This window comes from Actinomycetota bacterium (assembly GCA_030017835.1).
Taxonomy (GTDB): domain Bacteria; phylum Actinomycetota; class Aquicultoria; order UBA3085; family Oleimmundimicrobiaceae; genus Yes70-04.
In genome coordinates this window covers 5,100-19,253 of the sequence record JASEGU010000009.1, presented here as the reverse complement: position 1 = coordinate 19,253, position 14,154 = coordinate 5,100, and the positions used below count along the sequence as shown (strand labels likewise).

Annotated in this window: 13 protein-coding genes; all 13 read right to left on the bottom strand. The window is 54.6% G+C overall.

Annotated elements, in window-relative coordinates; genetic code table 11:
• Positions 1-9: 9 nt before the first annotated feature.
• A complete protein-coding gene (locus QMD53_03655) occupies positions 10-768 on the bottom strand; it encodes an AAA family ATPase (protein ID MDI6799752.1) in 759 nt (252 codons plus the stop codon).
• 1 nt (position 769) lies between these two features.
• Complete coding sequence (locus QMD53_03650) at positions 770-2,683, bottom strand: ASKHA domain-containing protein (GenBank protein MDI6799751.1); 1,914 nt, start codon at positions 2,681-2,683, stop codon at positions 770-772.
• Positions 2,684-2,701: 18 nt separating this feature from the next.
• Positions 2,702-4,396, bottom strand: a complete 1,695-nt coding sequence (locus QMD53_03645; protein MDI6799750.1) for a formate--tetrahydrofolate ligase — start codon at positions 4,394-4,396, stop codon at positions 2,702-2,704.
• A 152-nt stretch (positions 4,397-4,548) separates the two neighbouring features.
• On the bottom strand, positions 4,549-5,286 hold the full coding sequence (locus QMD53_03640) for a LytTR family transcriptional regulator DNA-binding domain-containing protein (protein ID MDI6799749.1): 738 nt from the start codon (positions 5,284-5,286) through the stop codon (positions 4,549-4,551).
• A complete protein-coding gene (locus tag QMD53_03635; protein ID MDI6799748.1) occupies positions 5,261-6,601 on the bottom strand; it encodes a histidine kinase in 1,341 nt (446 codons plus the stop codon). The genes QMD53_03640 and QMD53_03635 overlap by 26 nt, the downstream gene beginning before the upstream one ends.
• Positions 6,602-6,799: 198 nt before the next feature.
• Entirely contained in the window at positions 6,800-8,626 is a 1,827-nt protein-coding gene (locus QMD53_03630; GenBank protein MDI6799747.1) for a [Fe-Fe] hydrogenase large subunit C-terminal domain-containing protein, read from the bottom strand.
• 26 nt (positions 8,627-8,652) lie between these two features.
• Positions 8,653-9,120, bottom strand: coding sequence for a YbaK/EbsC family protein (locus QMD53_03625; GenBank protein ID MDI6799746.1), 468 nt, complete (start codon positions 9,118-9,120; stop codon positions 8,653-8,655).
• 96 nt (positions 9,121-9,216) lie between these two features.
• Positions 9,217-10,233 carry an aspartate-semialdehyde dehydrogenase gene (locus tag QMD53_03620; GenBank protein ID MDI6799745.1) on the bottom strand — a complete coding sequence of 339 codons (1,017 nt, stop codon included), beginning with the start codon at positions 10,231-10,233 and terminating at the stop codon, positions 9,217-9,219.
• Positions 10,234-10,254: 21 nt separating this feature from the next.
• The gene (locus tag QMD53_03615; protein MDI6799744.1) at positions 10,255-11,475 is read right to left on the bottom strand and encodes an aspartate kinase; all 1,221 of its coding nucleotides are present in this window, start codon (positions 11,473-11,475) and stop codon (positions 10,255-10,257) included.
• Positions 11,476-11,618: 143 nt separating this feature from the next.
• Entirely contained in the window at positions 11,619-12,539 is a 921-nt protein-coding gene (locus QMD53_03610; protein MDI6799743.1) for a thiamine pyrophosphate-dependent enzyme, read from the bottom strand.
• Positions 12,536-13,738, bottom strand: coding sequence for a pyruvate ferredoxin oxidoreductase (porA, locus tag QMD53_03605; GenBank protein MDI6799742.1), 1,203 nt, complete (start codon positions 13,736-13,738; stop codon positions 12,536-12,538). The genes QMD53_03610 and porA overlap by 4 nt, the downstream gene beginning before the upstream one ends.
• A 9-nt stretch (positions 13,739-13,747) precedes the next feature.
• Positions 13,748-14,023 (bottom strand): 4Fe-4S binding protein, encoded by a 276-nt coding sequence (locus QMD53_03600; GenBank protein ID MDI6799741.1) that lies wholly within the window; start codon positions 14,021-14,023, stop codon positions 13,748-13,750.
• Complete coding sequence (locus tag QMD53_03595; protein MDI6799740.1) at positions 14,020-14,154, bottom strand: hypothetical protein; 135 nt, start codon at positions 14,152-14,154, stop codon at positions 14,020-14,022. Before QMD53_03595 ends, QMD53_03600 begins: the two co-directional genes overlap by 4 nt.

Here is a 14,154-nt window from a genome sequence, read left to right as displayed (position 1 = left end):
TCAAATTCATCATAGATTGAAACCGTTCAAAAGATCCGTTAAGGCCGCGTAAGCCGGCGAATCATTGCCAAGCTCAAATATCGGTCTCTTCTTGAGGTCCAGCTCAGCAAGCTTCATGTCGGTCGGGATCACGCCCAAAAGTTCCAAGTCGCCCCCTTCTATCTCCTCTAGGAGCAGGGGATCGAGCTCTGGGGCGGCGGCCCTGTTGACTATCAGATGGATCTCATTGACCTTAAGATTGAGATCGGCCGCCAGCTCCTTTATGTTGGCCGCCGCCCGAATGCCCCGGGGAGCGGCGTCGGAGATGAGAAGGAGTTTATCCACCTCATAGGTGGTCCGCCTGCTCAGGTGCTCCATTCCGGCCTCATTATCCATGACCACAAATCTGTAACTCTTGGCCAGGATCTCCATGTACTTTCGTAAAATATTGTTGACATAGCAGTAGCAGCCCGGCCCCTCCGGGCGGCCCATAACCAGAAGATCGAACCCGGTCGCCTCGACCAAGACCTCGGCGATCTTGAGTTCCAGGAAAGCATCCTTGGGCATTCCAACCGGAATGAGCTCGACGTTTTTAGCCACATCTTCACGAAGGCCGCCGATCGAGGTTTTGGCCTCGACCCCCAAGACTTCGCCTAAGTTGGAGTTGGCATCGGCATCTACGGCCAGAACCGGCCCGAGACCCTTTTCTAACAGATATTTAATTATCAAGCCGCTGATAGTGGTCTTGCCCACTCCACCCTTGCCGGCCACAGCTATCGTCTTTGCCATATTATGTCCCGGCCGCCTTAAATCTCTCCATCACCGATGGGAAGAGCTCGACATCGGTGTGGGGGAGAAAGAGAGCCGATATATAGGCGTCCATAAATTTTGGGTCGGCGCTCAGTTCCAAATAGGTCATCCGTTCGGCCACCTTCTCTGCTTCGCTTATCACTTGCTTGGAGAGGGCAGCTAGCGTCGCCCCACTCAACGAGCCGTTTCCGACGTATCTGACTTTACCCGCCTCGGTCTCAAAGAGCATCCCGATGATCTGAATCTTTTCGACATTTAAGTAGCGCCCGAAAGAGCCGGCGATCAATATCTCGTCGATGGACTCGGGGTTCAAACTCATGCTTTCGAGAAGCATCGTAACCCCGGCAAAGACGGCCGCCTTGGCTCGAAGCAGGTTATCGATATCGGCCTCGCCGATGACGATGTCGCGTCCGCTCGCTGTCTCGCTCCCGAAGGCGACGATGTATTCCAGGCCGCCCCCGTTCTCTCTTATCCTTGGACCTTTAAGGGCTGGGTCTATCTTGCCCCTCTGGTCGACCACCCTCTTTAAAAAGAGCTCCGCCAAGAGATCTATCAGACCGGATCCGCAGATACCGGAGGGCTTTACTCCACCGATGACCGATACCCTGGCCTCGAGGCTCTCCTCGTCTATCTCGACCTTTTCGATGGCCCCTTCGGCCGCTTTCATGCCATCTTTTACGCCGCCGCCCTCAAAGGCTGGCCCGGCCGAACATGAGCAAGCCATCAGCCAATCCGAGTTGCCGAGGACTATCTCGCCATTGGTCCCCACGTCTATATAGAGCGTCAGCTTGTCGCCGCTGGAGATTCGGTTGGCCACCACCCCGGCAACTACGTCGCCGCCCACATAACTTGCAACCGAAGGAAAGACGAAAGCGCGAGCGTGGCCAAGGATATCCAGATTCAAATCGGCCGCCTTCATCCAGGGAAAATCGACCGCGGTCGGGATATATGGCTCCTCCCTGATATATTTGGGATCTATGCCGAGAAGGAGGTGGGTCATGATGGTATTTCCGGCCAAAAAGATGGCCGAGATGTCGCCTGCCGTTCGACCGCTCTTTTCAAGAAGTCCGGTTATCAGACCGCTTATGGTGACAACCACCGCATCTTTAAGTTTGGTAAGTCCATTCGGTTTGGCGGCAAAGATGATCCTTGAGATGACGTCATCACCGAAATTGGCCTGGCCATTATAACTGGAGAGCGAGGCCACCTCTCTCTCCTGCACGAGATCTATCAAGCTCGCCCCGATGGTGGTCGTCCCTACATCGACGGCCACGGCAAAGTGATCTTTGGTGGTATCGCCCGCTTCGACTCGAATGATTTCGATACTGGAAGCGGTCTCAATATAGCTCACCGTAACCAGAAAATCGGCGTCCCTTATGGCCTTGGCAAGGGACCTGACAAGATCCAGGTCGGCCAGAATCTCCTTATCCGAGGCAATCTTGATGGCAAACACCCTCTTTAAGCGGCGAAGATCATCGACGCTGTCGGTAAGGTTGGGCTTTGGAAGCTTTAGCTGGACCTTTTTGACCGGCATGTCGATAAGCCAAAATTTAAGGCTGTCCTCCAAAGCCGCAAGCGATGTCGCCCCCTCGTCCGACTCAAAGAGGTCGTTTTGGCGCGAGGCGTCCGGAATCCTGACGACAAGGTCGCTTACAGCAGACGCCTTGCAAGCCAAGAAATAGCCGGCCTCCACCTCATCTTGGTCGAGCCTTTCACGGCCTCCACCTTCTATTTTGCCTTTTTCAAGGATCAATTTACACCTAGCGCAGGTGCCGGCCCCGCCACACGAGGCATTTATCTTAAGTCCGGTTGAGGTCAGGACGGCTAGAATATCCTCGCCGTCCATGGCCACAGCCTCAAGATTATCGGGTAAAAAACTTATCTTATGCTTCACTTCTTATCTCAGATCGCCCTAGAATAATCCGACTATCCGCCCGTTTTCATCAATGTCAATCTTGGTTGAGGCTGGAACGGAAGGCAGGCCCGGCATCGTCCTCATGTCGCCAAGGAGCGGATAGAGAAAGCCGGCCCCGATCGAGGGACGGATATCCCTGATGGGAACCCTAAAGCCCTTGGGCCTCCCCTTCAAGGCCGGATCGTGCGAGATGGAGAGGTGGGTCTTGGCCATGCAGATCGGATACTTATCCCAACCCAACTCGGTGAAGAGGTCCGTCTTCTTTAGGGCGACCGGCGAGTAATCGACCCCGTCGGCCCCATAGATCTTGGTCGCAATCGTCTCGATCTTCTCTTTGATCGAAGCGTCATCTGGATAGAGCAGTTTGAACTGAGAAGGCTTATCGGCCGCCTTGACTACCGCCTCGGCCAGCTCCTTGCCGCCGCTTCCGCCTTTGGCCCAGACCTCGCTCTTGACGGCATCCTCGGCTCCGGCCTCTATGGCCCGCTCCCTTATTAGATTTATTTCGTTATCGGTGTCGGTCAAGAACTTGTTGATGGCCACCACGATCGGAATGCCGAAATTCTTAAGGCTTGTGATGTGGGCCTCCAAATTGGAGAGGCCAAGCGAAAGCGAGTCCAAGTTCTCCTTAAGCAAGGCCGGATCGAGCGGCTTTCCGGCCACCACCGTAAAGCGCCCGCTGTGCATCTTGAGGGCTCTGACCGTGGCCACCACCACGGCGCAATCCGGCTTAAGCCCGCTCGCCCTGCACTTGATGTTCATGAATTTCTCGGCCCCAAGGTCGGCTCCAAAACCGCTCTCGGTCACCACGTAATCGGCCAACTTGAGGGCGATGCGGTCAGCGATGATCGAGCTGTTGCCCTGAGCGATATTGGCGAAGGGCCCGGCGTGGACCATGACCGGAGTATTTTCGGTCGTCTGGATGAGGTTGGGTTTTATGGCGTCCTTCATGAGGGCGGTCATGGCTCCGCCGCACTCCAGATCCTCGGCCGTAACCGGCTTGCCATCCTCATTGAAAGCGACGACTATCCGGCCAAGGCGCTGCCGCAAATCCTTAAGATCGCTCGTCATGGCCAGAATGGCCATGACCTCGGAGGCGACGGCGATATCAAAACCGGCCTCTCTGGGGATGCCGTTTATCTTGCCACCCAGGCCGATGACGATATTTCTAAGGGCTCGGTCGCTCACGTCTAAGACCCTATTCCAACTGATGCTGCTCTGATCTATCCTAAGCTTGTTCCCTTTGAGCAAGTGATTATCGATGACGGCCGCCAAGAGATTGGTGGCCAGACTTACCGCATGGACATCTCCGGTAAAGTGGAGGTTGAAGTCCTCCATCGGCAGGACCTGCGAATATCCGCCGCCAGCCGCTCCGCCCTTGATGCCAAAGACCGGCCCCAATGAGGGCTGTCGGATGCAGGTAGCAACCTTCTTACCGATGGCGTTTAAACCAAGCGAGAGACCGATGGTCGTAACCGTCTTACCCTCGCCAAGAGGGGTGGGGGTGATGGCCGTAACGTCGATGTACTTGCCGTTTGGCCTATCTTTCAAACGCTCGGAAGCCGAAAGCGCGACTTTGGCCTTGTACTTGCCGTAATGCTCGATCTCATCTTCCAGTAATCCAAAATCCTTTGCGATCTCGCCGATGAGCTTAAGTTTAGCCTCTTGGGCGATCTCCAAATCGCTCTTCACTGAAATATCCCCCCTTAAATGATTGAAAAAGAAAAACCGATGACAGATAAATTCTAGGACCTGCGGGTATAAATGACAATGAATGCGCCTTAAACGATAGGATTAGCTTGCTAAGTGGCCTAAAACCGCACTTTAGCGGCCGCCGTAATTCTTCATAATCCGAGCAATGATTTGAGCTCTTTGGCCTTTCTCCTGCTGACCGGGACCTCTATGCCACCGCTCAAGCGGATGATGAAGCTGCCGTGAAACATCGGGATGAGTTCCTTGGCCTTCCTTATGTTGACCAGATAGCTCCGGTGAGTCCTCATGAAGTCGTGGCCTTTAAGTCGATCTTCGAGTTCCTTTAGGTTCAACCCGGTATGGTAGACGCCGCCTTGGGCGTGGACAAAAATCCTCTCATTCTGGGCGTGGATGTATGAGACATCACTGATGGAGATGAGTATGGTCTTGCCCTTCTCTTGGACCGGAAGCAGATCAACGGCCGACTTGGGGGCAGGCTGGCCCTCCCTCTTCTCCTTGGATCCTTGGCCTTTCTTCTTTATTCTCTCGATCGTCTTCTTCAGACGATCCTCTTCAAACGGCTTGACCAGGTAGTCCACGGCGTCAAGCTCAAAGGCCTTGACCGCATGCTCGCCATAGGCCGTCACGAAGACGACGATCGGCGATACGGGAAGCTCTTTCACTATCTCGGCCACCTGAAGACCGCTCAACCCCTGCATCTGGATGTCGAGAAAGACAACATCGTAGGCGAGAGCCTTGATCAATTCGATGGCCTCACTCGCATTGGTCGCCTCGCCGACAACTTCGACGTTGCCAAGCTGCTGCAGCATATACCTCAACTCCGACCTGGCCGGAGCCTCATCATCAACTATAAGCACTCTTAGCTTCAACTTGCCTCCCGCTCAAGGGGATGCGGATGGTTATCCTGGTCCCTTTATCCTTCACGCTCCAGACGTCCAATGGATAATCTTCGCCATAAAAGCCCTTAACCCTTTCGCTTACATTGCTCAAGCCTATTCCCATGCCTTTGCCGAAGCCGGGCGTAAGTATCTCTTTGAGGTCGCCCTTCTCGATGCCCTGGCCGTTATCTCGAACTATCACAGCCACCTCGCCCCCCTTGACTTTGGCCTCTATCTTTATCTTGATATGCCCCTCCATGCTCCCGCCGTGTTTGATCGAATTTTCAACCAGGGGCTGAATGGTCAGCGCCGGTATCCTGACCCCGAGCGCTGCCTCATCTATCTCCTCGATCACCTGAAGGTTCTGCCCGAATCTGGCCTTCTCCAAGATGAGATATGAGCGCACGTAATCGAGCTCATCGGCCAGGGTTATGAGATCCGACTCCCTTTCTAAGGACTGGCGGAAGAAGTCGGCAAATTGGATTATGAGTATCCTTGCCTTCTTGGGATCGGTCCTACAGAGACTTGCAATGGTGTTTAGGGTATTGAAGAGGAAGTGGGGATTTATCTGAGCCTGAAGCGCTTTTAGCTCGGCTTTGCAAGCCAGTTGCTCCTGCCTATCCAGCTCGGATAACTCGAGCTGGGTGCTCAAGAGTTTGGCAAGTCCGGCCGCAAGCGTGATCCGGCTTTCGGTAAGCTCCTTGGCATCGGCGTAATAGAACTTGAGACTACCGATGGCCCTATCCTTCAACTCTAAGGGGACGACGATGGCCGAACTTAAGACGCACCCCTCCTTGGGGCAACCTATCTCATCCTTGCTCGAGAGGATTCTCAGTTCGTTATGTTTTAAGGCCTCCTTAGTCGCTCTGGTCATTATGGGTTGGCCGGCCATATGGTGATCCTCTCCAGCCCCCGAGAAGGCGAGAACCGTGCTAAGATTGGTCAAGGCCACGGCCACTGCGTCCGAGCCTCCTTTGAGTATTTTGGCCACCTCTTCAGCCGACCGCTCATTTAGACCCGTCCTAAGATGCGGCAGGGTAGCATTGGCTATTTCGAAAGTCTGATGGGAATAGGCCGCTTTCAAATGATCTGGCTCGATCATGGCGACCAGAAACTTTAAAACCGTCGGCATCGAGAGGGCAATGAACAGGCCGAGTATGAGCGGACCGATAAAGGTGCGCGTCAAACCGAAACCGGACAAGACCCAGGTGATGGTGGCTACCGTCACGCCGGTCAGCATGCTTATCCAGATGATATTCTTTAAAGTAAACTCGCCCTCCAGGCGACCTTTGTGTTTTACGACCACGGCTACCCTCAAATGAATAAATAAGAACATTATACAATATATCTAGCTGGCCTTGGAAAAGAGGAGCCCAAGTGCCAAGACTTGGGAGAGACTCAAGCTACCCTTGATGAGCATCGAGAGGCGTCTTTTGATGAGGATGGGGCTCGGCCTATAGGACTCTGTGTGAGAGATCGACCCTGGCTCAGGCCTTAACCGGCTTCACTCGGGGTTTTTTGAGTTCGATCTGACTTGGCCTTCCGGAGCACTCGGCGCGAGATAGACGACGTTTCTGCCTTCCTCTTTGGCCCTGATCAGTGCCGCCCTGGCCAAATCCAAGATCTTCGCAGAACTCCCTTGGCCGGGCGCGTTCGAGGCAACCCCCATGCTTACGGTGACCGGGATCCTAAAATTACCATAGACGAACCGTGAGCCCTCAATCTTCTTGCGAAGCTTCTCAGCCAAAGCAAAGGCCCTGGTCTTATTGGTTCCCGGCAGAACGAGAATGAAATTATCCTCGCCTTCCCTTGCCGCTATGTCGCTGGAGCGCAGGTCGCCTCCGAGCCCCTTGGCCACCTCCTTTAAGATCTCGTCGGAGTAGATGCGGCCGTAGGCCTCGTTGATCAAAGTGAAGTGGTCGAGATCTATGGCTATCAGAGAGAGATCAAAGCCGTAGCGGTTGGACCTTTTCAGCTCGAATTCCAGTTGCTCCAGTAGGGATTCTCTCTCCAAGAGACCGGTCAGATAGTCGCGCCGTCCAGAATCGAAAGAGTCCTCACGCCAGCCAGGGGTCCTTTTCGTCCGGTGCATATAGCAATTGTCGAGGGAGGCGAGACCGATATCTACGGCGGCAAAGAGCTCTCTGCAAGAGTCGTAACCACAGCAGGAGCAGTCTATCGCGCCAAATTCCTCATCTAGAAGGCCCGCCCGGATAAGGACCTCATCGTGATCCTCCCCCACCAGGTACGGCGCCAAAGCCTCTCTCTCTGTAAATACCCTCTTCCTCATTATCCAGGGAAGTTTGGAGATGACTTCTGTGGGATCGGGCCAGGCTATCTTCTTGCGTTCCTTTAAATAAGCCCTTTTGATCAGGGATTTAAGCTGAGTCAGCCTCAAGAGATCGTCCCGATCGACCTTGAAGACGGGCGAATTCAAGCAGCCCGAGCAGGCCCTTGCGTCCAGAAAGCCAAGTCCTTTGAAGGTCACCTCGGCTGCCTTAACATAACGCTTAGTCTCGTATATGTCGTCCGCCACCCGAAAGGCGGTCGAAGTGAAATTCTCCCTCTTCAAGACGTCTTTGGGGAGTCCCCCCGGCATCGATTTGACTCTAAATATCCTCTCTATGGGATCGATTTTGGCGACCGAGAGCTCGGACAGATCTATCTCTTCTTCTTGGAAGATCACCTTGAGTTCGTCGAAGGTTATGACCAGATCGATGGAGTTCTTTAAGGAGGGATCGCGCCGCTCGGCCTTATGCGCTATGCAGGGGGTTATGTAGACGGTGGCATGGTTCTTTTTGATCGCCTTGACCAGGCGACCTGCGGCTATCATTGGTGAGACGACCGGAGCTAAGTGAGCTATCAGGTCAGGGTGGTGTTTTTCGATCAAGCTTACGACGACGGGGCAGGTCGAGCGGATCAGAGCCATTCCATCGGCCTCGGCAAGAAGCCTCTCATATTCGGCCGCCACGACCTCCTCGCCTAGAAGTGTCCCCTCGACGACCTCAAACCCGAGTTTTATGAGACCGGCCGCTACCTCCGTAGAGCCGTACGGGTAGAAGGCGGCCAGATATTCTGGGGCCAAAATCGCCGCTACCTTGTCCTTCTCTTTGAGGAGCCTCCTTAGGCGCTTGATGCTCCCCTTGGCTTTCAAGGCTCCCCTTGGACAGGCGGACAAACATCTTCCGCAGTATATGCAGCTTAAATGGTTTATTTCTAAAAGATTGCCCCTGACCGCTATGCAATTGACTGGGCAGGCCCTAAGACAACTCAGACATGCCACGCAATTCTTTGGGTCGGTCTCTATTAGCTCTATTAAGTCTTCGCCCAAAAAATCTCCTATTTTTTTAAGCGATTTTAGGCTTTGGAGATGTCTGCCATCAGAGCCGAGGTGACTTTTAACAGATCGGTCAGCTTTATCTTCAGTATGGTGAAACGGTCGCCCGCCGCGGTATAGAGGACTACCTCTCCGCTCAAGGTTTCATCCATGACCACCCTGATTTGAAGATGGTGAGCAACCGGAGGGATCGAGCCGTTGATATATCCAGTCGCTTCCGATGCCTCGTCCTCGTTGGCCGGTCTTATCAAAGAGGCGGAAATGACTTTGGCAAGCTTCTCCTCGCAGGCCGTGCAACCGGCTGGCAGCATCAATATTACGGGCTCATCGTCGAAGAAGTATAGGTGAGAGGCGAATACCCCTTTCTTTGGCAGATTTAAGACGCCGGCCATCATCTCGGCCGAGTTGATGGGGTGGGTCATTGGGATGATTTCGTGAGGAATATCCCTCTCCCTAAGCAGATTGTGAACATCTATGCTGGATCTCATGAAACTTCCTTGGCTCAAAATCATGAAACTTCCTTGGCTCAAAAAGGGCAAATGACTACCCAAAGTATAACACAGTAAAGAGTCGCCCTCTGAGCGTCAGATAAGACCTCTCTCCATCATGGCCTCGGCTATCTGAACCGCATTTAAGGCGGCACCTTTTCTCAAATTGTCCGAGACTATCCAGAGATTCAGCCCATTCTCTACCGACTCGTCTTCCCTGATCCGTCCGACGAAAGTCGCATCCTTGCCGGCCGCCATTGCGGGCATGGGGTAGGCCAGCTCGCCCGGATCATCGACCACCTCGACTCCGGGGGCCACCCTCAATATGGATCTGGCCTCATGGGCGTCTATCTTCTCTTCGGTCTCGATGTTGACCGATTCCGAGTGGGAGATTAGGACCGGAACGCGCACGCAGGTCGCGGTGATCTTGATGTCATCATCACCCATTATCCTTCTGGTCTCGTTTATTATCTTCATCTCTTCCTTGGTGTAGCCGCTTTCCAAGAAGTCGTCTATTTGGGGCAAGAGATTGAAGGCGATCCGGTGGGGATATATCCTCGCCTGAAGGTTCTTTTCGCCTAAGATAGCCCGCTTCGATTGGTCCAGGAGCTCTTCGATGGCCTCCTTGCCGGTACCCGAGACAGCCTGGTAGGTGGAGACGACTATCCTCTTTATCCTCGACCTATCGTAGAGGGGCTTTAAGGCCACGAGCATCTGGATGGTCGAACAATTTGGGTTTGCAATTATGCCCTTATGACCGTCCAGATCGCCCGGGTTTACCTCGGGAACGACCAAGGGAACCTCCCTATCCATGCGGAAGGCGCTGCTATTGTCGATTACGACCGCCCCGGCCTTGGCCGCTATGGGAGCATGGACTCGGCTGAGCTCGGCCCCCATCGAGAAGAGAGCGATGTCAACGCCGACAAAGGAGTCCTCTTTGAGCTCCTCGACCTGGGCGGCCATCCTCTTGAAGGTCACCCTCTTCCCAGCCGACTTGGCCGAGGCGAGCAGCTTGATCTCGCCTACCGGAAAATTCCTCTCCTCAAGTATCCTTATCATCTCTTGGCCGACGGCGCCGGTCGCCCCGGCCACGGCCACTGAGTACTCTTTCAATCTATCCCCTTAATCTCCCGCCTAAGAGCGGGCTGAGAGTTTGAACTTGGCGTGTAGTGCCTTTACCGCCTCTTCGACATCCTTCTCGTCGATAACGCATGATATCTTGATCGATGAGGTGCTGATCATCTCGATGTTTATCCCGGCGTCGGCCAGGGCTTGGAACATATCGGCGGCCACTCCCGGATGGGTCCTCATCCCCGCCCCGATCAAAGATACCTTGGCGATCGACTCATCGCACTTGGAGCCCTTGGCTGAGAGCTCTTTGAGTAGAGAATCGACGACCTTCTTGGCCCTTGAGACGTCTTCTTTGGGGGTGGTAAAGGATATATCGGTAAATCCCTCTTCGCTGATATTCTGGATTATCATGTCAACATTGATATTGGCCTCGGCCAAAGATCTAAAGATCCTGGCCGCGATGCCCGGCCTGTCCGGCACGGCCAGGATGGTTATCTTAGCCTCGCCCGTATCGTGGGTAACCCCGCTGATTATGGCCCTCTCCATGCTCTCATCTTCCTCCTTGATAAGGGTCCCTGGATCATCGGAGAAACTCGATCTCACCCGTATAGGCACCCCGTGATTCTTGCCGAACTCAACCGATCTCGTCTGCATCACCTTGGCTCCGGTCGCCGCCATCTCAAGCATCTCTTCGAATAATATCTCATCGAGCTTGCGCGCATCGGAGACGATACGCGGATCTGCTGTGTAGATGCCATCGACGTCTGTATATATCTCGCAGACATCGGCTTTGAGGGTCGCAGCCAAGGCTACGGCCGTCGTGTCTGAGCCGCCCCTGCCCAAGGTGGTTATGTCGCCGCCCGTATTGACCCCCTGAAACCCGGCGACGATGACTATCTTGCCCTCTTTTAGGGCCCGCTCGATCCTGTCCGAATTTATGTCAAGTATCTTGGCCTTGGTATGAACCGAGTCGGTCAGGATTCCGACCTGCTGACCGGTAAAGGATATTGCCTCAGATCCTAAGGCATCTATGGCCATGCTGAGCAGGGCGACCGAGATCTGCTCGCCAGTCGAAAGGAGCATGTCCAGCTCGCGGGCGGGTGGGTGATCGGTTATCCCTTTTGCCATCCGGATCAGCTCGTCGGTGGTGTCGCCCAGAGCGGAGACGACGACAACAACGGAGTTGCCTGCCTTTTTAGCCCCTACAACACGACGCGCCACATTTTTTATTCGTTCGATATCGGCCACAGAGCTGCCGCCGAATTTCTGGACAATTGTTGCCAATCCCATTTCACCTGCAAAAAGATTTAACCTATTTTAACAGGCCCTCATATGGCGGGCAAGATTGACTGGGCCGATTTGAGATAAAAAAGAGCGCTTGGCAGCCAATGGCCGCCAAGCGCTCCCATTTTTTTTGAAAGAGTCCCTTAAGCCTCGCCCGATAGCTTCAAGAGCTTTGCCCAGTTCTTGTCGACGTTGGCCTGGAGCTCCTCGATGATGTGCTCATTCTCCGGCTTGAATAGGTGTTTGAAGCGCCCTTGCGGTTTTATCCATTCGACGAAAGGCTTCTTCTCTTTGGGGATATAGTTCAGCTTGTACTCCCCATCTATCACCTCATAGAGGGGCCAGAAACAGGTATCCACCGCAAGCCTTGCCATTTCGATCGAGATATCGGAGCCATGCCGCCAACCGCGGGGGCAGGGGGCGATGACGTTTAAAAAGGCCGGCCCGGGGGTATCGAAGGCCGCTTTGGCCTTGCTCGTCAAGTCCTTCCAGAAGGCTGGCGAACTCTGGGCCACATAAGGGATGTCGTGGGCGGCGATGCAGGCCGTCATGTCCTTCCTGTTCTGCTTCTTGCCAGCCGCCGCTTTGCCCGTCTCGGATGTGGTCGTCCAGGCACCGAGCGGGGTTGAGCTCGAGCGCTGAATGCCCGTATTCATGTAAGCGCCGTTATCGTAACAGACGTAGACCATATCGTGTCCACGCTCCATGGCGCCCGAAAGGGATTGGAAACCGATATCATAGGTTCCTCCGTCCCCGCCGAAGGCCAAGAACTTTATCTCCTTATCTATCTTGCCCTGACGCTTGAGCGACTGATAGGCCGCCTCGACCCCGCTGATGGTAGCCGCGGAATTTTCGAAGGCCGAGTGGATGAAAGGCGTATCCCAAGCCGTCGAGGGATAGATGGTGGTCGAGACCTCCAAACAGCCGGTGGCGCAGGATACCACGACCGGGTCATCGGTCGCCATCAGGACCTGTCTTACCACAGTCGGAGCGGCGCAACCGGCGCACATCCTGTGTCCAGAGGTCAACCTCTCCTTCTTCTGAGCTAATTCTTTGAGTTTCATTTGACCGCCTCCGTCTCTTTTAGCCCAAGGTATCCGAACTTCTCTCCAAGACTTCCGCCCTTGGCGACCTTGATGGCCGCCTCAATGGCCGCCTTGGCCTCGCCGGGAGTGAACTCGCGGCCGCCCAGGCCGTAGATGAAGTTGATGACCTTGGGAGCGTTGTCGATATCGAAAAGGCAGGTTTTAATCTCGGAGAAGAGGGGGCCGACGAAACCAAAAGAGAGCGCCCTATCTAAGACGGCGACCGCCTTGAGGTGCTTTAAGGCCTCGGCCAACTCTTCGGCCGGAAAGGGCCTAAAGACGCGGGGCTTGAGTAGACCCACCTTCTGTCCCTCCGCCCTCATCTTGTCAACAACATTTCTGGTCGTTCCGGCCGACGAGTTCATGGTCACGATCGCCACCTCGGCATCCTCCAGTTTATACGTCTCGAAGAGACCGTAATTGCGGCCGGATATCTTGGCATAATCCTTGGCCACCTCAAGGATGACGTCCTTAGCCCTCCTGATGGCATCCTCCTGGTTCTTCTTGTGCTCCATATAGAAACCGCCCAGCCCGTCGAATGGACCGTAGGTTACCGGATTGTCGACATCGAGGAGCGGCAAAAAGGCGTTCCTTGTTCCAACGAACTTCTTGACCGCATCGTCAGCCAAGAACTCGGCCCGCTCAATGCCGTGACTGATAATAAAGCCGTCCTGATTGACCATGACGGGCAGCTTAACATCATCATTTTCGGCTATCCTGATGGCCTGGATGGTGTTATCGTAGGCCTCCTGAGCGTTCTCCGAGTAGAGCTGTATCCAGCCCGAATCACGCTCGCCCATGCTATCTGAGTGATCGCAATGGATGTTTATCGGCGCGCTTAAGGTCCGATTGACGTTGGGCATGACGATTGGAAGACGCATACCGGACGCTATGTAGAGCATCTCGTGCATCAGGGCCAGGCCCTGAGATGAGGTGGCCGTCATGACTCTGGCTCCGGCCGCCGCCGCTCCGATGCAGGCGCTCATCGAGGAGTGCTCGCTCTCGACGGTAACGAACTCGGCGTCGACCAGACCGTCGGCCACAAACTTGGAGAAGTTCTCGACGATGGCCGTCTGGGGGGTGATGGGGTAGGCGACCACGACATCGGGGTTTATCTGTCTCATCACCTCCGAAACGGCGTCCGCTCCGGTGGTTGCCGCGATTCTTTTTTCACTCATGCACTTCACCTAACCTTCCATCATTTCTATTACATCGAAGGGACATTCCTGGCCGCAGATGCCGCAGCCCTTGCAATAATCCATATCGATCCCTCGAACCTTGCCGTCTTTTACAAGGATGGCCCCCTCCGGGCAGGCCACCCAGCAGAGGAGGCAGTGCTTGCATTTGGCCTCGGCCCAATTGGGGCTGGAGCTTCGCCAGCCTCCGGTCTTGTAATCTTTGGCCGTGCCGCCCTTGGGGATGATGGCGCCCGGCATCAACTTTTCAGCTCTCCAGTCCCTCATTCTCCCACCACCTCTTCATGGGCACGCTTGATCGCCTCAAGGTTGCCGCTCAGCATCTTTTCGCTGAACTTGCTACCGAAGGCTTCGGTGAAGTGCTCGAGGATATGCTCAAGCGAAATTATGCCGGTCAC

Coding starts and splice junctions, on each gene's coding strand:
- QMD53_03655 (MDI6799752.1), bottom strand. CDS start 768: ATGGCAAAGACGATAGCTGTGGCCGGCAAGGGTGGAGTGGGCAAGACC.
- porA (MDI6799742.1), bottom strand. CDS start 13,738: ATGAGTGAAAAAAGAATCGCGGCAACCACCGGAGCGGACGCCGTTTCG.
- QMD53_03610 (MDI6799743.1), bottom strand. CDS start 12,539: ATGAAACTCAAAGAATTAGCTCAGAAGAAGGAGAGGTTGACCTCTGGA.
- QMD53_03625 (MDI6799746.1), bottom strand. CDS start 9,120: ATGAGATCCAGCATAGATGTTCACAATCTGCTTAGGGAGAGGGATATT.
- QMD53_03600 (MDI6799741.1), bottom strand. CDS start 14,023: ATGAGGGACTGGAGAGCTGAAAAGTTGATGCCGGGCGCCATCATCCCC.